We start from the raw sequence: 21,132 nt of genomic DNA on the forward strand, positions 1-21,132 counted from the left end.
CGACCGGATGCCGTCCGCGACCTGCGTGCGGCCGGCTCCGACCGGATGCCGGTCCGTGACCTGCACGGGGCGGCGCTGACCGAGTGCTGTCCGCGACCTGCGCGGTGGCGCCCACTCGGGTGCCGCCGGAGACCACCGGAAGCGAGCCGTCTCTCGCTGTCGGGAACGGGGCGCCCCTGGCCACCCAGGAAGTCTCCCCTCGTCACCGGGGGCGATGCCGGAGCGGCGACGTCAGGGGCGGGGCAGTAGCGGCGGGGTCAGTCGCGGGCCGGTTTGCGTGGGGCGAACAGGTCCGTGGTGGGCTGGTGGGTCGGGGGCTGGGCGGGTTCGAAGGGGGCGCGGTACTCCGACTCCTCCTGGCTCTCCGCCTCGGACTCCGTCCGGCGCTGGGCGCGGCGGACGCCCAGCACGCGCAGGGTGACCAGCAGGAGGGCGGCCAGCGCGGCGACGGCGAGGTAGAGCCAGGCGGCCCAGGTCTCCGCGATCGGGTCACGGTAGAGGTTGGGCGCGTACGGGAGGCCGGCGGTGAAGTTGTCCCATGTGATGTCCGACACCGTGACGTGTTCAGCGGGCGGGGTGCGGAGGGCGGCGCCGGTCATGATCGAGGATCCGAGCACCTGCCCGGCGGCCATGGCGGCCCCGGCGTACAGCGCGGACACGGGGATCAGCGTCAGGGCGCGCGGGCGTGCCGCGCCGGCCCCCAGCGCGACCAGGAGCGCGACCAGCAGGGACGAGACCAGCGAAAGGGGGTGCCCGTTGCCGAACGACGTGACGCCGACGGGCAGGCGGTTCTGGAACAGCACGGCCGCCCCCAGCGCGGCGGCGGCGACGAGCGCCGCCACCAGGCCCAGCACTAGTCCGGGAAGTAGACCCGACCGGTTATGTGACATCTCAGCCCCCAGAGAATGCACGAATTTACTCTAATGAGTCGGGCACTTTACTCGAAGGTCGCAAAAAGTGTGTGTAGCACCCGCATGCGCAGGGCGGGGGTCGCAGTGGTCTAAACCAATTTGGGTCCGATAGGCTTCGTGGCTGAGGTTTCAGCCCGCCATCTGTTCGAGGAGATCGCGTGAGCATCCGCGTAGGCGTCAACGGCTTCGGCCGCATCGGCCGCAACTTCTGGCGCGCTGTCGCCGCCAGCGGCAAGGACATCGAGATCGTCGCGGTCAACGACCTGACCGACAATGCGACGCTCGCCCACCTTCTGAAGTACGACAGCATCCTGGGCCGCCTGCCCTACGAGGTGAAGGCCACCAGCGACGAGATCACCGTCGACGGCAAGGCGATCAAGGTCTTCGAGGAGCGCGACCCGGCCAAGCTGCCCTGGGGCGACCTCGGCGTGGACGTCGTCCTCGAGTCCACCGGCCTGTTCACCGACGCCAACAAGGCCAGGGCGCACGCCGACAACGGCGCGAAGAAGGTTATCATCTCCGCTCCGGCGAAGAACGAGGACGTCACCATCGTCATGGGCGTCAACGACTCCTCCTACGACCCGGCCAAGCACACGATCGTCTCCAACGCGTCCTGCACCACCAACTGCCTGGCGCCGATGGCCAAGGTCATCCACGACACCTTCACCATCGAGAAGGGTCTGATGACCACCATCCACGCCTACACGCAGGACCAGAACCTGCAGGACGGCCCGCACAAGGACCTGCGCCGCGCCCGCGCCGCCGCCCTCAACGTGGTGCCCACCTCCACCGGCGCCGCCAAGGCCATCGGCCTGGTGCTGCCGGAGCTCAAGGGCAAGCTCGACGGTTTCGCGATGCGCGTGCCGATCCCCACCGGCTCGGCCACCGACCTCACCGTCGAGGTCGGCCGCGACGTCACGGTCGACGAGGTCAACGCCGCGGTCAAGGCCGCCGCCGACGGCCCGCTCAAGGGCATCCTCACCTACACCGAGGACCAGATCGTCTCCTCCGACATCGTCACCGACCCGGCCTCCTGCATCTTCGACGCCGGCCTCACCAAGGTCATCGGCAACCAGGTCAAGGTCGTCGGCTGGTACGACAACGAGTGGGGCTACTCCAACCGCCTCGTCGACCTGATCGAGCTGGTCGGCCGCGGTCTCTGACCCGGCTGACCCCGCCGGCCCCGGCCGGCCACGACCATGTGCCGGGGCGCGCGCCGCGCGCGCCCCGCGGGAACAGGAGCATGAGAGCATGCGCACGCTCGACGATCTCGACGTGAAGGGGCGGCGCGTGCTGGTGCGCGCCGACCTCAACGTCCCCCTCGACGGGGAGACGATCACCGACGACGGCCGCATCCGCGCGTCGGTGCCGACGATCAAGGCGCTGGCCGGCCGCGGCGCCAGGGTCGTGGTCTGCGCCCATCTGGGCAGGCCCAAGGGCCAGGTCAACCCGAAGTACTCGCTGCGTCCCGTCGCCGCCCGCCTGGGCGAGCTGCTGGGCCAGGACGTCGCCTTCGCCACCGACGTGGTGGGCGACAGCGCCCGCGCGACGGTCGAGGCGCTCCAGGACGGCCAGGTGGCGCTGCTGGAGAACCTGCGCTTCGAGCCGGGCGAGGACTCCAAGGACGACGCCGCGCGCGGCGCGTTCGCCGAGAAGCTGGCCGGCCTCGCCGAGCTCTACGTGGGCGACGGCTTCGGCGCGGTGCACCGCAAGCACGCCAGCGTCTACGACGTGCCGCGGATCCTGCCGCACGCGGCGGGCGGGCTGATCACGGCCGAGGTCGAGGTGCTGCGCAAGCTCACCGAGCAGCCCGAGCGCCCGTACGTCGTGGTGCTGGGCGGCGCCAAGGTCTCCGACAAGCTCGGCGTCATCGCCAACCTGCTCACCAAGGTCGACCGGCTGCTCATCGGCGGCGGCATGGCCTACACCTTCCTCAAGGCCCAGGGCCACGAGGTCGGGAAGTCGCTGCTCCAGGAGGACCAGCTCGACCAGGTGCGCGGCTTCCTCGCCGAGGCCGCCGAGCGCGGCGTGGAGCTCGTGCTGCCGGTCGACGTGCTGGCCGCCACCGAGTTCGCCGCCGACGCCGAGCACGAGGCGGTCGAGGCGACCGCGATCCCGGCCGACCGCGAGGGGCTCGACATCGGGCCGAAGACCCGCGAGCTGTTCGCCGCCAAGCTGGCCGACGCCAAGACCGTCTTCTGGAACGGCCCGATGGGCGTGTTCGAGTTCGACGCGTTCTCCGGCGGCACCAGGGCCGTGGCCGAGGCGCTCATCGCCTCCGGCGCCTTCACCGTGGTGGGCGGCGGCGACTCCGCGGCCGCCGTGCGCAGGCTCGGCCTCCCCGAGGACGGCTTCTCGCACATCTCCACAGGTGGCGGCGCCAGTCTCGAATATCTTGAGGGGAAGACCCTTCCCGGACTCGCCGCTCTGGAGGAGTAGGTGTCGCAGCGCAAGCCGCTCATGGCGGGCAACTGGAAGATGAACCTCAACCACCTTGAGGCCATCGCGCTGGTCCAGAAGCTGGCCTTCGCTCTCAACGACAAGGACTTCGACCGCACCGAGGTCGCCGTCCTGCCGCCGTTCACCGACCTGCGCAGCGTCCAGACCCTGGTCGACGGCGACAAGCTCAGGATCGTCTACGGCGCCCAGGACCTCTCCGCGCACGACGGCGGCGCCTACACCGGCGAGGTGTCCGGCCCCATGCTGGCCAAGCTGGGCTGCACCTACGTCGTCATCGGCCACTCCGAGCGGCGCCAGTACCACGGCGAGGACGACGACGTCGTCAACGCCAAGGTGCAGGCGGCCTACCGGCACTCGCTCACGCCCATCCTGTGCGTGGGGGAGGGCCTGGCGGTGCGCCAAGAGGGCGGTCACATCGCGCACAGTCTCGGCCAACTCGACGGCGCTCTGCGCAAGATCTCGGCCGAGCAGGCAAAATCGATAGTGGTGGCCTACGAACCGGTGTGGGCGATCGGCACCGGCGAGGTGGCCACCCCCGACGACGCCCAGGAGGTGTGTGGAGCATTGCGAATCAGACTCGCTGAGCTCTACGACGCCGAAGTGGCCTCGGCGGTCCGTATCCTTTACGGAGGATCGGTCAAGTCAGGAAATGTCGCAGGAATCATGGCACAACCGGATGTCGATGGCGCGCTCGTGGGCGGTGCCAGCATCGACGCCGGGGAGTTCGCCAAGATCTGCCGATTCTCCGACATGCCCGGCTGACTGAGCCGTTCGGGGGGTGCGACTTGACAGTACGTCGTACCCTCAGAAGGCAAGTTTGAATCGTCACGCGTAACAGAGCATTGAAGGAACAGGCATACCGTGGAACTCGGAATCTCCATCGCCCTCATCCTGGCGAGCCTTCTCATGATCCTGCTCGTCCTGCTTCACAAGGGCAAGGGTGGTGGCCTGTCTGACATGTTCGGCGGCGGTTTCTCGTCGAACTTCGGCGGTTCCTCCGTGGTGGAGCGCAACCTCGACCGGCTGACCGTGATCACGGGCACCATCTGGTTCGTCTGCATCATCGCTCTCGGGCTGCTTGTGAAGCCCTGAGCAACAAGTTCAACGCGTGACAGTGATTCTCCCCCCGTGTTCGCGCGCGGGGCGATCGAGCGAGGAGTTCATCCGTGGGTAGTGGCAACGCGATCCGTGGCAGCCGAGTCGGCGCCGGCCCTATGGGGGAGGCCGAGCGCGGCGAGGCAGCTCCGAGAGTGCGGGTCTCGTTCTGGTGCGCCAACATGCACGAGACGCGCCCCAGTTTCGCCAGTGACGCGGCCGTCCCCGAGCTGTGGGACTGCCCTCGTTGCGGCCTCCCTGCCGGACAGGACGAGTCGAACCCCCCTGCCCCGCCGAGGAACGAGCCGTACAAGACGCACCTCGCTTACGTGAAGGAGCGTAGGAGCGACAAGGACGGCAAGGCGATCCTGGAGGAAGCACTGGAGCGCCTGCGCGCCAACAAGTCCCCCTGGTAAGACCGGCGTCACGACGAACCCCCGCCCGTGAGGGCGGGGGTTCGCGCGTGTCCGGGGCCCCTACTGGTGGACCGGCTCGCCGTCGACGAACGTCATCCGCACGCGGGTGGTCCAGATCTCCTCGGGCGGCAGCGCGAACGGGTCGCGGTCCAGCACCACCAGGTCCGCCGGGCGGCCGGGCTCGACCAGGCCGGCGGGGGAGCGGTTGATCCAGGCCGAGCCCGAGGTGTAGGCGGCCATCGCCGTGGCCAGGTCGAGCCGCTGGCCCGGCAGGAACGGCGTGCGCGCCGTCGGATAGCCCGCGTGCACCGAGCCGCCGGGCTCGGTGCGGTTGACCGCCACGTGCATGCCCTGGATCGGGTCGGCGTCCGACACCGGCCAGTCGCTGCCCGCGCACAGGCGGGTGCCGTGCTCCAGCAGGTCCTTGAAGGGGTACTGCCACGACGAGCGCGGCTCGCCCAGGTACGGCAGCGTCAGCTCGTCCATCTGGGCGTGATGGGTGGCCCACAGCGGCTGGAGGTTGGCCGTGACGCCGAGCGCCGCGAAGCGCGGCACGTCCGACGGCTCGATGATCTGCAGGTGCGCGATGTGGTGGCGGTTGGCCGGGTCGGTGCCCTCGAAGCTGTCCAGCGCCTCGCGGACCGCGCGCTCGCCGATTGCGTGGAAGTGCACCTGGAAGCCGAGGCGGTCCAGCTCGGCGACGTACTCGCGGAGCTTGGCGGGGTCCACGTACGACAGGCCGGTGCCGCCGCACAGGCAGTACGGCTCCAGCGTCGCGGCCGTGAAGTTCTCCGTGATGCCGTCCTGCATGATCTTGACCGAGCCGGCCCTGAACCGGTCAAGGCCCTCCGCCTCGGCCCGGCGCGCCACCAGCTCGTCGATCTGCTCCGCGCCGCGGGTCCTGTCCCACCACAGGGCACCCGCCACGCGGGCCCTGAGCCGTCCCTGGCGGGCCGCGGACAGGTAGGTGGGCAACTGGTCGTCGGAGCCCGCGTACGAGCCCACGATGGCGTCCTGCCAGCCCGTGACGCCCAGCGAGAACAGGTGCCGCTGGGCGTCGTCCAGCGCCGCGTCCAGGTCGCGCGGGGTGGGCCGCGGGGTGAGCAGGCCGACGAGGTCCATCGCGCCCTCGTGCAGGACGCCCGACGGGGTCCCGTCGGGGTCGCGCTCGATGCGGCCGTCGGCCGGGTCGGGGGTGTCCCTGGTGATGCCGGCGCGCTCCAGGGCCCGGCCGTTGACCCAGGCGGCGTGGTGGTCGCGCTGGATCAGGTAGACCGGCCGGTCCAGGTGGTCGAGCTGGGAACGGTGGGGGAGGCCGCCGGGGAAGGCGGACATGTCCCAGCCGCCGCCGTCGATCCACTCCTTGTCCGGGTGGCGGCGGGCGTAGGCGTCGATCGCGGCGAGGTAGGCGTCCAGGCCGTAGACCTCCGACAGGTCGCACTTCGCGCGCTCCAGGCCCGCCTGGACCGGGTGGATGTGGGCGTCGGTGAAGCCCGGCGTCAGCAGGCCGCCGGCCAGGTCGACCGTCTCGTGCGACGGCGCGCGGCGGGCCAGCTCCCCCTCCGCGCCCACGGCGGCGATCAGGCCGCCGGACACCAGCACGGCCGTCTCCCGTACGCCGTCCGGCGTGAAGACGCGGCCGCCGCGGAAGAGGATGTCCATCTAGTCTCCTTCGTGATCTTTACGGTTCAGTGCCCTGTGATGAGGTCGGCGAAGCGGGCCAGGACCGAGGTGCGGGGCATCGTGCGCTCGCGCTCGTCGGCCACCCGGTACAGCCGGTACATCGCGTGCACGCCGATCCAGCGCAGCGGCTCGGGCTCCCACGCGCGGACCCTGCGGCCCACCCACGGCAGGGACGTGAGCTCGGTCTCCTCGCCGAGCACGAGGTCGCGCAGCGTCCGGCCGGCCAGGTTCGTGGTGGTGACGCCGTGGCCGGTGTAGCCGCCCGCCCAGCCGAGGCCGGTGGAGGGGTCCACGTGGACGGTCGAGCACCAGTCGCGCGGCACGCCGAGCACGCCCGACCAGGCGTGGGCGACCGAGGAGGAGCGGGCGGCCGGGAAGAACTCGGTCAGCAGGCTCCACAGCGCCTCGACCGTCCACTCGTGGGTGTGGCCGCGGGCGTCGATGCGGGAGCCGTACAGGTAGGGGCGGCCCCGGCCGCCGAAGGCGATGCGGTCGTCGGCGGTGCGCTGGGCGTACATGTAGTAGTGCGCCATGTCGCCGAGCAGCTCCGCGCCGCGCCAGCCGACCTCGTCCCAGAACGACTGCGGCAGGGGCTCGGTGACGATCATGGAGCTGTTCATCGGCAGCCACTGGCGGCGCAGGCCGCGCAGACGGGAGGTGAAGCCCTCCGTGGCGCGGATGACGTGGCCGGCGGTCACGGTGCCGTACGGGGTGACCGCGCGGTGCGGGACGATCTCGGTGACCGGCGTGCGCTCGTAGATGGGCACGCCGAGGTCCCTGACCACCCTGGCCAGGCCCTGAGCGAGCTTGGCGGGCTGGATGCGGGCACAGTGCGGGCTCCACGAGCCCTCGACGGCGCCGGCGACCCGCAGGTGGTCGTCGGGGTTCACCAGGCGCAGGTCGTCCTCGCCGATGCCCCAGGGACGGGCCGACTCGACGCTCTCGCGCAGGCGGGCGGCCTGGGCGGGCGTGCGGGCCACGTTCAGCACGCCGCCCTTGACCAGGTCGCAGTCGATGCCCTCCTTCTCGCAGACGGCGATGACCTCGTCGATGGAGGTGTACATCTCGCGCTGCAGGCGGCGGGCGCCCTCGCCGTAGCGCTCGTGCGAGCCGGCCAGGTCGCCGGTCAGCCAGCCGCCGTTGCGGCCGGAGGCGCCGAAGCCGGCGAACTCCTGCTCCAGCACGACCACGCGGAGGGACGGGCGGGCGCGTTTGAGATAGTACGCGGTCCACAGGCCCGTGTAGCCGGCGCCGACGATCGCCACGTCGGCATCGAGATCGCCGTCGAGACGGGGGCCGGGGGCGGGGACGCCCATGGACCGGTACCAGAAGGACACGTCGCCGTTCACGAACTCGGACGACAAGGGAACACGCACGCTCATGCCCCCTTATCCTGCTATATCCGGACACTGTGCCGCATCTCGCAACGAAATTCGTGATGGATCCTCAACGAGCCGGAGGTGCCCGAGAAGGCACTCCAGGTAGCCGGGGTCTGGTGGGGTGGCTGGGCCGGGTCGGCTGAGGCTGGGTCGGGCGGGGCCGGGTCGGGGTCGCCCCTCCGACGCGGGCCGTCCCACCGAGAGGGTCCCACCGCGAGGTGCTCGGCGCGAGGGGTTTGGCGGAAGCCCCGCGCTGGGGGCCTTATCGGGATAAATAGGTTCATTTCACGATGAAACACGTCGTTAGCGGACGTGTAACACCGTCAAGGCATGCTCAACGCATGGGATTCTTGCGCATCCGCACCACGGTGGACGAGCGGCCCGGGCGGCTGGCCTCCCTCGCCTCGGCCCTGGCCGAGAGGGGCGGCAACATTCTCGGACTCAGCGTCCAGTCGGACACCGGCGGCACCGTTGACGAGTTCGTCGCCGACATCCCCGCAGGCCCCGAGGCCGTGCGCGAGGCTCTTGAGGCAGCCGGCGGCCGTGAGGTGCAGGTGGTCCCGGCCACGGCCCACGAGCTGACCGACGAGCCCACCCGCGCGCTCCTGCTGGCCTCCCGGCTGCGTACGATGCCGTGGCGGCTCCCCGAGCTGCTCGCGGAGCTGCTGCGCGCCGACGACGCCCGGTGGATCTATGGTGATGCCGTGAGTGATCTTCCAGACCCGACCAGGCTCGTCGTGCCCGTCGCCGCCAAGCGCGCGGTCCGGCTGCGCCGCGCCGAGCTCCCGTTCACGCTGACCGAGGCCGCCAGGGCCGCCTCCTTCGCCCGGCTCGCCCAGCCCGCCGCCGACCAGATGGGGGCCGAGCGCGGGGTCAAGCTGTCCGACGGCGTCGAGGTCACGGTGCGCCCGCTCACCTCCATCTACCGCGAGGCCGTACGCGACCTGCACGACAGGTGCTCGCCGGAGTCGCGCAGGTTCCGCTACTTCACCGCCATGCCCACGCTGCCGCCCCAGATGTTCGACCGGCTGTGCGACAAGAACCGGGGACACTCGCTGGTCGCGGGGCACGACGGGCAGGTCGTGGCGATGGCCAACCTCATGTTCACGCCGGACCCCGGCATCGCCGAGATGGCCTTCCTCGTCGAGGACCGCTGGCAGGGGCGCGGTCTGGGCGTGGCCATGGCGCGGATGCTGGTGCGCGCGGCCCGCGACCTGGGGTACGCCGAGGTCAGGGCGACCATGCTGTCCGACAACACGCGGATGCGCCGGCTGCTGGTGTCGCTGGGCGCCACGCTCGGCTACACCGAGGACCCCGGCGTGGTGGAGGCGCGGCTGCCGGTCGGCGCGATGGCGGCGGTCTGACAGCCGGCCTGACGGCGGGTCAGCCGACGCCCTCCTCGCGCTCGCCCTCGCCCTCGCCCGCGCGCTCGTCCGGGGTGCCGGCGCGCGGGTGGATGCCGAGATGGCGTTCGATGCGCTCCAGGCTCTCCTGGATCTGGGTGAGCCGTTCGTTCAGCGAGCCGGTGCCGGCGAAGAACATCTCCGAAGCGCGCTCCCTGGAGCCCCGCCCGACGCGGTCGAGCAGGCGCTGTCGCAGCCCGGCCAGGTCCGCGCCGGCGTCCACGAGCGCCTGGGCGGCCAGCCCCTCGCCCTCCCTGATCAGTCCGAGCAGGATGTGCTCGGTCCCGATGTAGTTGTGGCGCAGCTGCAGCGCCTCGCGCAGCGACAGCTCCAGCACCTTCTTGGCGCCGGGCGTGAACGGGATGTGCCCGCTCGGCGGCCTGCCGTCGTGCTCCGTCTCGCGCTCGACGAACGCGCGTACGCGGTCCTGCTCCACCCCGCTGCTCTCCAGGACCAGCGCGGCCAGTCCCTCGCCCTCGGCGATGAGGCCCAGCAGGATGTGTTCCGTGCCGATGTAGCCGTGGTTCATCGTCCGTGCCTCCTCCTGAGCGAGGACGACGACCCTGCGCGCTCGGTCGGTGAAGCGTTCGAACACCGGGGGCCTCCGTTCGGCTGGGGGGCTGCCTCCACTATGCGCTAGAAAACCCGCCGTGTGGGGTATTTGTCCTGTGTGGATCTTGACGAGGTGGCGGACCGCCTGTACGCGCTCCCGCCGCCGGAGTTCACCGCCGCGCGTACGGCCGAGGCCCGCGCGGCCAAGGACGCGGGCGACGCCAGGCTCGCCCGTGAGATAGCGAAGCTGCGCAAGCCCACGGTGTCGGCGGCGGCCGTCAACCGGGTCGCCCGCGAGCACCCCGGCGAGGTGGCCGAGCTCCTGGAGGTGGGGGAGCGGCTGCGCGCCGCCTGGCAGGAGCAGGACCCCGACGCGCTCGCCGAGCTGACCCGGCGGCGCGGCGAGGTCACCGGCCGCCTCGGCCGGCTCGTCAGGCAGGACAGCGAGCTGTCGGCCGCCGGGGCCGCCGAGGTGGAGCAGACCCTGGACGCCGCCGTCGTGGACGCGGACGCCGCCGAGCAGGTACGCCGAGGCCGGCTCGCCAGGCCCCTCGCCTACAGCGGCTTCGCACCCGCCCCCACGCCCCCCGAACGACCGGCCAGGAAGCCGAAGCCAGGGCAGGGCCAGCGGGCAGGCAGGAAGAAGAAGCCCGAGGACGAGGCCGCCGCGGCCCGCGCCCGTGAGGAGGAAGAGGCCGCCGCGGCCCGTGCCCGCGAGGAGGAAGAGGCCAGGAAGGCCAGGGAGCGGGCCGAGGCGGAGGCCGCGCACCGGGAGTGGCAGGAGGCTCTGGAGAGCGCCCAGCGGGACTTCGACGACCGCGCGGCCAAGGTCGAACGGCTGGAGCGCAAGCTCGCCAAGGCCCGCCGCAGACTGGACGACAGCGAGCACCGGCTGGAGGTCGCGCGACGGGAGGAGCGCCACGCCCGTCGCCGGCTGGATCAGTGAGCCCGCGGCTCAAGGTCGGCGGGCGCGGACCGGGAAGCCGTCTCGCCCGTGCGTGGCGGCTGCGTCGGTGAGCTCGCGGCTCAGGGACGGCGGGCGTGGGCGATGTGGGCGCGGACCGGGAAGCCGTCACGCGCGTACGGCGCCGCCAGCCGCTCGTAGTGCGCCCGGACCCGGCCGGCCACCGCCGGCGGCTGCCGCCCGATCGCCCCGAACCTGGCCCCGCCCGCCCCCACGACGTCCGTCCACCAGGCGTCGAGGTCCACCCGGTGCCGCCAGCGCACGCTCTCCACCTCCGCGCCCGCGAACCCCGTCTCCGTCAGCAGCGCCGCGAACCATTCTGGGCCGGCGTCGGCGGCGAAGGGCCGGGGCGGCGCCTCGGACGAAAGGCCCGCCGCCTCCATGGCGTCGGCGAGGACGGCGGTGGCGGTCATCTCCCCGGCCGCCCACCAGCTCAGGGCGAGCGTCCCGCCGGGCCGCAGCACGCGGCGCAGCTCGCGCAGCGCCGCGCCGGTGTCGGGCACGTGGTTGATGATGAAATTTCCCGCGACGGCGTCGAACTCCCCGTCGCCGAACGGCAGGTCGGGCAGCGTGGCCCGCCGGACCGCCGCGCCGGGGAAGCGCCGCGTGGTCAGCTCCACCATGGCCGGGTCGGCGTCGACGGCGGTCACCACGGCCCCCAGGGCGAGCGCCGCCTCCGTGACCACCCCGCTGCCGCAGCCCACGTCGAGCAGCCGCCGCGCGCTCCGGGAGCGGGCGAGAAGGGGCGCGACGGCGTGCCGGCTCAGCCGGGCGAACCCGCGGTCGTAGGCGTCGGCGTTCACCACGCCCTCACCCTAGCCCAGCAGAAAGCTCACATATCTACGTCAAATTCGCCTGATTTCCCTACCGGGACGCGAATCGCCGCGCTTAAGGTCATCGCCATGACCACGACAGAGACCACTCCCGGCCCCGCGCTCGACGCGTTCATCGCCGCGCTCCCCAAGGTCGAGCTGCACGTCCACCTGGTCGGCTCCGCCTCGGTCCCCACCGTCCTGGAGCTGGCCCGCCGCCACCCCGGCGCCACCGAGGTCCCGCGCGAGGAGGAGGAGCTGCGCCGCTTCTACACCTTCCGCGACTTCCCGCACTTCGCCCGCGTCTACGGGGCGGTCAACCAGCTCGTCCGCGAGCCGGAGGACATCGCCACGCTCGTGCTCGGGCTGGCCCGCGACCTCGCCCCCCAGGGCGGCCGGTACGCGGAGCTGCAGGTCACCCCGTACGCCCACCACGTCGTCGGCCTCCCGATGCGCGCGGTCACCGAGGCACTGGACCTCGCCGCCCGCCGCGCCGCCGCCGAGCACGGCGTGGAGATCGCCTACATCTTCGACATCCCCGGCGAGTACGGCGAGGAGGCCGCCAGGGTCACCCTCGACCACGCCCTCCAGGAACCTCCCGCCGCCTTGGTAGGTTTCGGCATCGGCGGGATCGAGCAGGAACGCCCGAAGTACCGCGACGCCTACCGGAACGCCTTCGCCGCCGCCCGCGCCGCCGGCCTGCACAGCGTCCCGCACGGCGGAGAGATGAGCGGGCCCGAGACGATCTGGGAGGTCATCGAGGGCTACGGCGCCGAGCGGATCGGCCACGGCATCAACTGCCTCGCCGACCCCCGCCTGGTGGCGCACCTGCGCGAGACCCGGCTGCCGCTGGACGTCTGCCCCACCTCCAACCTCCGCACGGGGCAGATCGCCCGCATCGAGGACCATCCGCTGCCCCGGATGCTGGAGGAGGGGCTGTACGTGACGCTGAACAGCGACGACCCGCCGATGTTCGCGACGACGCTGGCCGAGGAGTATCAGGTCGCCGCCCGGGTGTTCGGCCTCGGCCGCGCCGAGCTGGCGGAGCTGGCGGCGAACGGGGTGCGGGCGTCGTACCTGGCGGAGGAGCGCAAGCGGGCGCTCCTCGCCGAGATCGACGCGCTGACCGGCCCCACGGAGGGCCCAATGGATGGCCCAATGGATGGCCCAATGGATGGCCCAATGGATGGCAGGGCCGGCTGAGCGCGCGTCAGGGGGAGGCCAGGCGGCCCAGCCCCGGCGGGATCTTCCCGGCCGCCGCCCGGTCGAGCAGGAACAGCGTCCGCTGCCGCCCGCGCGCCCCGGCCGCCGGCACCTGGACGGGCCCGGACTCCGACAGGGCCAGGTGGACCGCCCCGGCCTTCTCCTCGCCGGCCGCGACCACCCACACCTCGCGGGCCGCCTTGATGGCCGGCAGCGTCAGCGAGATCCGGGTGGGCGGGGGCTTGGGCGAGCCGTGCACGGCCACCACGGGGCGGGTGTCGTACAGGGCGGGCAGGCCGGGGAACAGCGACGCCACGTGCGCGTCGGGACCCATGCCGAGCAGCATCACGTCGAACCCGGGCACCGGCCCGTGGTCCTCCGGCCGGGCGGCGGCGCGCAGCTCGGCGGCGTAGGACTCGGCCGACTCCTCCGCCGTCATGCCCGAGTCGGGGCCGCGCATCACGTGCACCCGCGCGGGGTCCACGTCCACGTGGTCGAGCAGGGCCTCGCGGGCGCCGGTCTCGTTGCGCTCCTTGTCGCCCGACGGCAGGAAGCGCTCGTCGCCCCACCAGATGTCGAGCCGCCGCCAGTCGACCGCGTCGCGGGCCGGCGTGGCGGCGATCGCGGCCAGTGTGGCGATGCCCACCGTCCCGCCGGTGAGCACCAGCGAGGCCGAGCCCTTGGCCGACTGCGCGTCGACCAGGCGGGTGATGATCCGCGCCGCCACCGCTTTGGCCAGGACGTCGGCGTTGCGGTGGACGACGATGCCGGGGGCGCTCACAGACGCCTGTTTCGTGGTCACGGTCTCTCGTGTCATCCCTTGTACGTCCGCGCGAACCGCTTCACCGCGGCCTCGTAGATCTCGTCGCTGTCCAGCCTGCGCAGCTCCTCGGACATCAGCTCCGAGGTGGTGCGCCGGGCCAGGGCGACGTTCCTGTCGGGCTGGCCGGGACGGGAGAGCGTGGCCAGGCGGGCGTCGGCGCGCACCACGGCCAGCTCACCGTCGCCGGTCTGCAGCCGCACCGCGGTCAGCCCCGGCCCGTCGGAGTCGGTCACCTTGATCGTCGCGCCCAGCCGCTCCGACAGCCACGCGGCCAGCAGCGGCGCGCTCGGGTGCCCGGCCGCGGCCTCCACCACGCCCTTGCGCACCTTGGCCACCGGCTGGTCGAACGCCGCCGCCAGCAGGCTCCGCCACGGCGTGAGCCGGGCCCACGACAGGTCGGTGTCGCCGGGGGCGTACCCCCTGGCCCGGGTCACCAGCGACTGCACGCCGCCGCCGTCGAAGCCCTTGGCGTCGGTGATGCGGCGCTGCGCCAGCGCGCCGATCGGGTCCTTGGAGGGCGACTCGGGCGCCCTGCCCGGCCACCACACCACCACCGGCGTGTCCGGCAGCAGCAGCGGGCTGACCACCGAGTCGGCGTGGTGGGTCAGCTCGCCGTACAGGCGCAGCACGACCACCTCGCCCGGGGTGTTCTCGCCGATGCGCAGCTCGGCGTCGAGCCTGATCGGCTCGTCCGGCTCGCGGGTGATGAGCACGATGATGCGCGAGGGGTGCTCGCGGGCCGCCTCGGTGGCGGCGCGCAGCGCGTCGTACTGGTGCCGCTCCTCGCAGACCACCACCAGCGTCAGCACCATGCCGATGGCGGGGGCGCCCATCTGGTGGCGCAGATGCGTGAACTGCGCGGAGATCTTGCCCGCCGTCGTGTCCGACAGCATGAACGTCGTCATCTAGAGTCTCCTCCACACCCGGCCGTCACGGGCCATCATCGCGTCGGCCGACTGAGGGCCCCACGAGCCCGACTCGTAGGGCTCGGGCTGGCCCTGCGTGGCCCAGAACTCCTCGATCGGGTCGAGGATCGTCCAGGACAGCTCCACCTCCCGCTGGTGCGGGAACAGCGGCGGGTCGCCGATCATCACGTCGAGCAGCAGCCGTTCGTACGCCTCCGGCGACGACTCCAGGAACGACTCGCCGTAGGCGAAGTCCATGGACACGTCGCGCACCTCCATGGCCGTCCCCGGCACCTTGGAGCCGAAGCGGACCGTGATGCCCTCGTCCGGCTGGACCCGTACGACGAGGGCATTCTGGCCGAGGATCTCGGTGTCGGTCTTGCTGAACGGCAGGTGCGGCGCGCGCTGGAACACCACGGCGACCTCGGTCACCCGGCGGCCCAGCCGCTTGCCGGTGCGCAGGTAGAACGGCACCCCCGCCCAGCGCCTGTTGGCGATCTCCAGCTTGATCGCGGCGTAGGTCTCGGTGGTCGATTCGGCGGAGATGCCCTCCTCCTGCAGGTAGCCGACGACCTTCTGGCCGCCCTGCCAGCCCGCGGAGTACTGGCCGCGCGCGGTGTAGGCCTTGAGGTCGGCGGGCAGCCGCACCGCCCGCAGCACCTTCTCCTTCTCCCTGCGCAGGGCGGAGGCGTCGAACGAGGTCGGGTCCTCCATCGCCACCAGCGCGAGGAGCTGGAGCAGGTGGTTCTGGATCACGTCGCGGGCCGCGCCGATGCCGTCGTAGTAGCCGGCGCGCCCGCCGATGCCGATGTCCTCGGCCATCGTGATCTGCACGTGGTCGACGAAGCCGCGGTTCCAGATCGGCTCGTAGAGGTTGTTGGCGAACCTCAGCGCCATGATGTTCTGGACGGTCTCCTTGCCCAGGTAGTGGTCGATCCTGAAGATCGAGCTCTCCGGGAAGGCCGAGGTGGTGATCTCGTTCAGCTCGTGCGCCGACTGCAGGTCGTGCCCGAACGGCTTCTCGATGACCACCCGCCGCCACGACCCCTCGGGCGCGTCGGAGAGACCGGTCCGCTTGAGCTGCTCGACCACGACGGGGAAGAACTTGGGCGGAACCGACAGGTAGAAGGCGTAGTTGCCGCCGGTGCCGCGGGTCTGGTCGATCTCGTTCAGCGCCATCGCGAGGGCGTCGAAGGCGCCGTCGTCGGAGAACTCACCCGGGACGAAGTGGATGCCTTCGAGCAGCTGCTTCCAGACCTCCTCCCGGAACGGCGTCCGGGCGTGCGCCTTGACGGCGTCGTGCGTCAGCTGGGCGAAATCCTGGTCCTTCCAATCGCGCCGGGCGAAGCCGACCAGCGAGAAACCGGGCGGCAGCAGCCCCCGGTTGCCCAGGTCGTAGATCGCCGGCAACAGCTTGCGCTTGGCCAGGTCGCCCGTCACGCCGAACAACACCATCACGCAGGGCCCCGCCACCCGCGGCAGCCGCTTGTCGCGGGGGTCGCGCAGCGGGTTGGCGGCGGCGGCCTCGATCGTGGTGGCGGTGCCCGCGACGGCCGCCGCCACGGTCACGGACTCCTCCATGGGTGCTGCAGGCTCTGTCATCTCAAACCTCCTGTGCGGCTGCGAGCAGGTGCGCGACACCCGCCGCGCGGTCGGTCAAATGCAGGCGTACGGCGGGCCGCCCCCGCGTCTCCAGCGCCTCCAGGTCGCCGAGTGCCTGGGCGAGCTGAAGGCGGCCCAGCGTGGTGCGGGACCGGCCGGGAACCGCGACGTCGTCGGCCACTGCCCCGGTGATCTGCAGGAACACCCCGTTCCTGGGCCCGCCCTTGTGATACTGCCCCGCGCCGTGCAGGTAGCGCGGCCCCCACCCGAACGTCACCGGACGGTCGGTACGCAGCGCCAGCAGCGCCCGCAGCGTGGCCGGGTCGGCCATCATCCAGGCGTCGGTCATCTGCTCGAAGTCGGCGCCTTCCAGCACCGGAGCGTCGAAGGCCGCCAGGCGGTCGAGGTAGGCCGTCACCGCCAGGTAGCCGTCTGGGGGGACGGCGTGCAGCAGCTCGGCGAACAGGCCCCGCAGGTCCTTGGCGCCGGTCGCGCCGTACACCTCGACCGGGCCGTCCGTCAGCGCGAGCGCACCGGTGGGCAGGTCGGGCAGGGTGAGCAGGGCGGCGGCCTGGCGTTCCTGCTCGGCCGTCTCGGGCCGGTCGTCGGGGTCCACGCCCAGCAGCAGCGCGGCCACGGCGGTGGCGTACTCCCAGACCAGGAACTGCGCGCCGAGCCGCCCGTCCACGCGGACGTCGCCGAGGTCGGTGTCGAGGCCGACGACCAGCTCGTCCGCGGCGGGCAGCGGGTCGGCGCCGACGACCGGCAGGATGCCGCGGCCCTGCTTGCCGGTCGCCGCGGTGACGAGCGCCTCGACCCAGTCGGGCAGTCCGGCGATCGGCGAGAGCCGGTCCTCCAGCAGCAGCTTGTCGCGCCCGGCGAGCGCCGCGCCGCCGAGCGCCGCGCCGAGGTCGAGGCCGGGGTTGCCGACGTCGCGCGACAGCAGGGGGGCCACCTCCTCGGCGTCGTCGAGCAGCCGGGCCACGTCGGCGCCCGCCAGCGCGGCGGGCAGCAGCGCGGCGGCCGACAGCGCGCCGCCCTCGCCGGCCGGCACGACGGCGTAGCCGCGCTCGCGGGCGTGCTCCGCCAGCGGCGTGCCGGGGTCCGCCACCGCCACCACGCGGCCGGCGGGCGCGAGGCCCGCCCGTTGGAACAGCTCCTCGTACAGGCGCAGGCAGGCGTCGCCCTCGGCGGTATCAGCGGCGGCGACCACCACCGTGGACTCCGGGCGGTCGGCCAGCGCCCGGCGCACTTGGCCGGGGTCGGCGGTGTCGAGCACGGTGAGCGGCACGTCGGCCGTGTCGCAGATCGCCTCGGCGGCCAGCGCGGCGCAGCCCGTGGCGATCAGCACGACATGCGGCCCCTCCCCGCCGGGCTCGACGGCGGCGCGCAGCCGCGCCGCCACCGCGTCCAGCTCGGCGAGCAGCTCGCGGGGGACGCGGAAGGGCCGCCCGCCCTCCGTCTCCCCCTCGGCGTCCTCGTCCCACAGCGTGGGATCGCCGGCGGCGAGCCGGGCCGGCACGCCGTCGGCGACGAGGCGCCCCGCGACGGAGGAGGCGGCCTCGGCCACCCCCTCCTCGCGGTAGTGCACCTCCATCACGGAACCAGGTTCTTGCTGACGCTCTCCAGAAGCTCGTTCCAGGACGCCTCGAACTTCTGCACGCCCTCCTCCTCTAGCAGGCGCACCACGTCGTCGTAGTCGACGCCGGCGTCCTTGAGCGCGGCCATGGTGTTCCAGGCCTGCTCGTAGAAGGGGCGGACGGTGTCACCGGTGATGTCGGCGTGGTCGGCGCTCGCGTCGAGCGTCTTCTCCGGCATCGTGTTGACGGTGCCGGGGGCGACCAGCTGGTCGACGTAGAGCGTGTCGCTGTAGTCGGGGTTCTTGACGCCGGTCGAGGCCCACAGCGGCCGCTGCGGGCGGGCGCCGGCCGAGCGCAGGCGCTGCCAGCGCTCGGAGTTCATGACCTCTTCATACGCCGCGTACGCCAGCCGCGCGTTGGCCACGCCCGCCTTGCCCTTCAGCTCCGGCTTGCCGAGCTGGTCGAGGCGCTTGTCGATCTCGCTGTCGACGCGGCTGACGAAGAACGAGGCCACCGACTCGATGGAGGCCAGGTCGAGACCCTTGGCCTGCGCGGCCTCCAGGCCGGCCAGCCAGGCGTCCATGACCTTGCGGTAGCGCTCCAGCGAGAAGATCAGCGTGACGTTGACGCTGATGCCCTCGGAGATCGCCTGGGTGATCGCCGGCAGGCCCGCCATGGTCGCCGGGATCTTGATCATGAGGTTGGGCCGGTCGACCATCCACCACAGGGCGCGGGCCTCGGCCACGGTCTTGTCGCTCTCGTGCGCCAGGCGCGGGTCGACCTCCAGCGACACCCGGCCGTCCACGCCGCCGGTGGCGTCGAAGACCGGGCGCAGGACGTCGGCCGCCCAGCGGATGTCGTAGGTCGTGATCGCGCGCACCGCCTCCTCGACGGTGACGCCGCGCACGGCCAGGTCGTGCAGCTGCGCGTCGTAGGCGTCGCCCTTGCTGAGCGCGCCCGCGAAGATCGTCGGGTTGGACGTGACCCCGACGACGTTCTTCTCGCGGATCAGCTGCTCCAGGTTGCCGCTGCGCAGGCGCTCACGGCTGATGTCGTCGAGCCAGATGGCCACGCCCTGGCCGGACAGCTTGTTGAGGATCTCGCTCATCGTCTTGTCTCAGTTTCCCGTCGTCTCGCCCTTGTCCTGACCCAGCTTCGCCAGGCTCGCCCTGGCCGCCGCCGCGACGCGCTCCGCCGTCAGCCCGAACTGCTCGTACAGAGTCTTGTACGGGGCCGACGCGCCGAAGTGTTCGAGGCTGACCACCTCGCCGCACTCGCCGACGTACTCGTGCCAGCCGAGGGCGATGCCGGCCTCGACCGCGACCCGAGCCTTGATCGACGACGGCAGGACGGTCTGCCTGTAGGCGGAATCCTGCCCGTTGAACCACTCGACACACGGCATGGACACCACTCGCGTGGGAATGCCCTGCTCCTCCAGCAGCTCGCGGCCGCGTACGGCCAGCTCGACCTCGCTGCCGGTGGCGATGAGGATCACCCGGGGCTGGCCGTCGGAGGCCTCGCGCAGGACGTAGCCGCCGCGGGCCACGCCGTCGGCGCTGGTGCCGTCGAAGACCGGCAGGTTCTGGCGGGTCAGCGCGAGGGCGGCGGGCCGGTCCTTGTGCTCCAGCACGGTCTTCCAGGCGTAGGCCGTCTCGTTGGCGTCGGCCGGGCGCACCACGTCGAGGCCGGGGATCGCGCGCAGCGACCACAGGTGCTCGATCGGCTGGTGGGTGGGGCCGTCCTCGCCGAGGCCGATGGAGTCGTGCGTCCAGATGTAGATGACCGGCAGCTTCATCAGCGCGGCCAGGCGCACCGACGGGCGCATGTAGTCGGAGAAGACCAGGAACGTGCCGCCGTAGGGGCGGGTGCCGCCGTGCAGCGCGATGCCGTTGAGAATGGCGCCCATCGCGTGCTCGCGGATGCCGAAGTGCAGCGTGCGGCCGTAGCGGTTCCCGGGGAACTCCTTGGTCTGGTATTCCTCCGGGATGAAGGACGGCTCGCCCTTCATCGTGGTGTTGTTGGACTCGGCGAGGTCGGCCGAGCCGCCCCACAGCTCCGGCAGCACCGGCGCGAGCGCGCTGAGCACCTCGCCGCTGGCCTTGCGGGTGGCCATCGAGCCGCCCTGCTCGAACGACGGCAGCGCCGCGGCCCAGCCGGCCGGCAGCTCGCGGTGCGAGATCCGGTCGAGCTCGGCGGCGCGCTCGGCGTTGGCCAGCCGCCATTCGGCGTAACGCTTGTCCCACTCGGACCGGGTGGCCCGGCCGCGCTGGACCACCTCGCGGGCGTGCGCGAGCACCGCGTCCGGCACGTCGAAGGTCTTGGCCGGGTCCATGCCCAGCACCTGCTTGGTGGCGGCCACCTCGGCCTCGCCCAGCGCCGAGCCGTGGATCTTGCCGGTGTTGCGCTTGTTGGGCGCGGGCCAGCCGATGATCGTGCGCAGCCGGATGAACGACGGCCGGCCGGTCTCCGCCTTCGCCGCCTCCAGCGCGTCGTAGAGCGCCTGGACGTCCTCGTGGTAGTCGTCGCCCGAGGTCCAGTCGACGCTCTCGGTGTGCCAGCCGTAGGCCTCGTAGCGCTTGACGACGTCCTCGGACTTCGCGATCAGCGTGTCGTCCTCGATGGAGATGTGGTTGTCGTCCCACACCACGATGAGGTTGCCCAGCTTCTGGTGGCCGGCGATGGCGCTGGCCTCGTGGCTGATGCCCTCCTCGATGTCGCCGTCGCTGACGAAGCACCAGATGTGGTGGTCGAACGGCGAGGCGCCGGCCTCGGCGTCGGGGTCGAACAGGCCGCGCTCGCGCCGGGCCGCCATCGCCATGCCGACCGCGTTGCCGAGGCCCTGGCCCAGCGGGCCCGTCGTGGTCTCGACGCCGGCCGTGTGGCCGTGCTCGGGGTGGCCGGGCGTGAGGCTGTCCCACTGGCGCAGCCGGCGCAGGTCGTCCAGCGTGAGGCCGTAGCCGGAAAGGTAGAGCTGGATGTAGAGCGTCAGGCTGCTGTGGCCGCACGACAGGACGAACCGGTCGCGACCCAGCCAGTTGGGGTCGGTCGGGTCGTGACGCATCACACGCTGGAACATCAGGTATGCGGCGGGGGCCAGGCTCATGGCGGTGCCGGGATGACCCGAGCCCGCCTTCTCCACGGCGTCCATCGCCAGGGCTCGAACGACGTCGACCGCCTGGTCGTCCAGGTCGGTCCATTCAAGGGCTGGCACGAGTTCGCTGCTCAAGTGCTCGATCTCCGGATTCTCGATGTTTTGGCTGTGCCGGTTGGCTATCCCGCCCACAGGGACCCTAACCGAGTGGAGCAGGCGATCAATTCCAATCGGCGCGTGCGTGTCCATGCAT

At 72.1% G+C, this 21,132-nt stretch carries 19 protein-coding genes; 8 read left to right on the forward strand and 11 right to left on the reverse strand.

The features are described from left to right. Window positions 1–257: 257 nt before the first annotated feature. Entirely contained in the window at window positions 258–854 is a 597-nt protein-coding gene (locus AC27IY_RS40475) for a hypothetical protein (protein ID WP_487181193.1), read from the reverse strand. 215 nt (window positions 855–1,069) lie between these two features. Here AC27IY_RS40475 and gap point away from each other — a divergent pair, with 215 nt between their 5' ends. The 5 genes from gap to AC27IY_RS40500 all read left to right on the forward strand — a co-directional run bounded on the left by gap (window position 1,070) and on the right by AC27IY_RS40500 (window position 4,882). Then, window positions 1,070–2,074: a type I glyceraldehyde-3-phosphate dehydrogenase gene (gene gap, locus AC27IY_RS40480; protein ID WP_344215818.1), complete on the forward strand. Its 1,005-nt coding sequence runs from the start codon at window positions 1,070–1,072 to the stop codon at window positions 2,072–2,074. Window positions 2,075–2,162: 88 nt separating this feature from the next. Next, complete coding sequence (locus tag AC27IY_RS40485; RefSeq protein WP_364453115.1) at window positions 2,163–3,350, forward strand: phosphoglycerate kinase; 1,188 nt, start codon at window positions 2,163–2,165, stop codon at window positions 3,348–3,350. Beyond that, window positions 3,351–4,133: a triose-phosphate isomerase gene (gene tpiA / locus AC27IY_RS40490; RefSeq protein WP_091087234.1), complete on the forward strand. Its 783-nt coding sequence runs from the start codon at window positions 3,351–3,353 to the stop codon at window positions 4,131–4,133. Window positions 4,134–4,232: 99 nt separating this feature from the next. Then, window positions 4,233–4,463, forward strand: a complete 231-nt coding sequence (gene secG / locus AC27IY_RS40495; RefSeq protein ID WP_020544771.1) for a preprotein translocase subunit SecG — start codon at window positions 4,233–4,235, stop codon at window positions 4,461–4,463. A gap of 74 nt (window positions 4,464–4,537) precedes the next feature. Continuing rightward, window positions 4,538–4,882, forward strand: a complete 345-nt coding sequence (locus AC27IY_RS40500) for an RNA polymerase-binding protein RbpA (RefSeq protein WP_084685755.1) — start codon at window positions 4,538–4,540, stop codon at window positions 4,880–4,882. Between the two features lie 60 nt (window positions 4,883–4,942). Here the strand turns inward: AC27IY_RS40500 and AC27IY_RS40505 are convergent, their stop codons facing one another. Beyond that, window positions 4,943–6,544 (reverse strand): amidohydrolase, encoded by a 1,602-nt coding sequence (locus AC27IY_RS40505; RefSeq protein WP_487181195.1) that lies wholly within the window; start codon window positions 6,542–6,544, stop codon window positions 4,943–4,945. 26 nt (window positions 6,545–6,570) lie between these two features. Continuing rightward, the gene (locus AC27IY_RS40510) at window positions 6,571–7,947 is read right to left on the reverse strand and encodes an NAD(P)/FAD-dependent oxidoreductase (protein ID WP_364453108.1); all 1,377 of its coding nucleotides are present in this window, start codon (window positions 7,945–7,947) and stop codon (window positions 6,571–6,573) included. A 338-nt stretch (window positions 7,948–8,285) separates the two neighbouring features. On the opposite strand from AC27IY_RS40510, the gene AC27IY_RS40515 reads away from it, so the two are divergent. Then, the gene (locus AC27IY_RS40515) at window positions 8,286–9,308 is read left to right on the forward strand and encodes a GNAT family N-acetyltransferase (RefSeq protein WP_487181196.1); all 1,023 of its coding nucleotides are present in this window, start codon (window positions 8,286–8,288) and stop codon (window positions 9,306–9,308) included. A 19-nt stretch (window positions 9,309–9,327) separates the two neighbouring features. Here the strand turns inward: AC27IY_RS40515 and AC27IY_RS40520 are convergent, their stop codons facing one another. Next, entirely contained in the window at window positions 9,328–9,942 is a 615-nt protein-coding gene (locus AC27IY_RS40520) for a Clp protease N-terminal domain-containing protein (protein WP_423448967.1), read from the reverse strand. Window positions 9,943–10,017: 75 nt separating this feature from the next. Here AC27IY_RS40520 and AC27IY_RS40525 point away from each other — a divergent pair, with 75 nt between their 5' ends. Continuing rightward, the gene (locus AC27IY_RS40525) at window positions 10,018–10,845 is read left to right on the forward strand and encodes a hypothetical protein (RefSeq protein WP_487181197.1); all 828 of its coding nucleotides are present in this window, start codon (window positions 10,018–10,020) and stop codon (window positions 10,843–10,845) included. Window positions 10,846–10,925: 80 nt separating this feature from the next. Here AC27IY_RS40525 and AC27IY_RS40530 read toward each other — a convergent pair whose 3' ends face one another. Further along, entirely contained in the window at window positions 10,926–11,669 is a 744-nt protein-coding gene (locus tag AC27IY_RS40530; protein WP_487181199.1) for a class I SAM-dependent methyltransferase, read from the reverse strand. A gap of 96 nt (window positions 11,670–11,765) precedes the next feature. On the opposite strand from AC27IY_RS40530, the gene add reads away from it, so the two are divergent. Beyond that, window positions 11,766–12,878: an adenosine deaminase gene (add, locus tag AC27IY_RS40535; protein ID WP_487181200.1), complete on the forward strand. Its 1,113-nt coding sequence runs from the start codon at window positions 11,766–11,768 to the stop codon at window positions 12,876–12,878. 7 nt (window positions 12,879–12,885) lie between these two features. Here add and pgl read toward each other — a convergent pair whose 3' ends face one another. The 6 genes from pgl to tkt are packed head-to-tail and all read right to left on the reverse strand — an operon-like array spanning window position 12,886 to window position 20,999. Continuing rightward, a complete protein-coding gene (pgl, locus tag AC27IY_RS40540) occupies window positions 12,886–13,659 on the reverse strand; it encodes a 6-phosphogluconolactonase (RefSeq protein WP_423449027.1) in 774 nt (257 codons plus the stop codon). A gap of 32 nt (window positions 13,660–13,691) precedes the next feature. Further along, window positions 13,692–14,606, reverse strand: coding sequence for a glucose-6-phosphate dehydrogenase assembly protein OpcA (locus AC27IY_RS40545; protein ID WP_364453093.1), 915 nt, complete (start codon window positions 14,604–14,606; stop codon window positions 13,692–13,694). Further along, a complete protein-coding gene (gene zwf, locus AC27IY_RS40550; RefSeq protein ID WP_371247565.1) occupies window positions 14,607–16,187 on the reverse strand; it encodes a glucose-6-phosphate dehydrogenase in 1,581 nt (526 codons plus the stop codon). A 22-nt stretch (window positions 16,188–16,209) separates the two neighbouring features. Beyond that, window positions 16,210–17,805 (reverse strand): glucose-6-phosphate isomerase, encoded by a 1,596-nt coding sequence (locus AC27IY_RS40555; RefSeq protein ID WP_487181230.1) that lies wholly within the window; start codon window positions 17,803–17,805, stop codon window positions 16,210–16,212. Then, the gene (gene tal / locus AC27IY_RS40560) at window positions 17,805–18,896 is read right to left on the reverse strand and encodes a transaldolase (protein ID WP_344215793.1); all 1,092 of its coding nucleotides are present in this window, start codon (window positions 18,894–18,896) and stop codon (window positions 17,805–17,807) included. Before tal ends, AC27IY_RS40555 begins: the two co-directional genes overlap by 1 nt. 9 nt (window positions 18,897–18,905) lie before the next feature. Further along, window positions 18,906–20,999 carry a transketolase gene (gene tkt, locus AC27IY_RS40565; protein ID WP_423448961.1) on the reverse strand — a complete coding sequence of 698 codons (2,094 nt, stop codon included), beginning with the start codon at window positions 20,997–20,999 and terminating at the stop codon, window positions 18,906–18,908. Between the last annotated feature and the right edge of the window lie 133 nt (window positions 21,000–21,132).

It is taken from the genome of Nonomuraea sp. B208 (assembly GCF_057536035.1).

Coding starts and splice junctions, on each gene's coding strand:
- AC27IY_RS40485 (WP_364453115.1), top strand. CDS start 2,163: ATGCGCACGCTCGACGATCTCGACGTGAAGGGGCGGCGCGTGCTGGTG.
- AC27IY_RS40505 (WP_487181195.1), bottom strand. CDS start 6,544: ATGGACATCCTCTTCCGCGGCGGCCGCGTCTTCACGCCGGACGGCGTA.
- AC27IY_RS40510 (WP_364453108.1), bottom strand. CDS start 7,947: ATGAGCGTGCGTGTTCCCTTGTCGTCCGAGTTCGTGAACGGCGACGTG.
- AC27IY_RS40515 (WP_487181196.1), top strand. CDS start 8,286: ATGGGATTCTTGCGCATCCGCACCACGGTGGACGAGCGGCCCGGGCGG.
- add (WP_487181200.1), top strand. CDS start 11,766: ATGACCACGACAGAGACCACTCCCGGCCCCGCGCTCGACGCGTTCATC.
- AC27IY_RS40545 (WP_364453093.1), bottom strand. CDS start 14,606: ATGACGACGTTCATGCTGTCGGACACGACGGCGGGCAAGATCTCCGCG.
- zwf (WP_371247565.1), bottom strand. CDS start 16,187: ATGGAGGAGTCCGTGACCGTGGCGGCGGCCGTCGCGGGCACCGCCACC.
- AC27IY_RS40555 (WP_487181230.1), bottom strand. CDS start 17,805: ATGGAGGTGCACTACCGCGAGGAGGGGGTGGCCGAGGCCGCCTCCTCC.
- tal (WP_344215793.1), bottom strand. CDS start 18,896: ATGAGCGAGATCCTCAACAAGCTGTCCGGCCAGGGCGTGGCCATCTGG.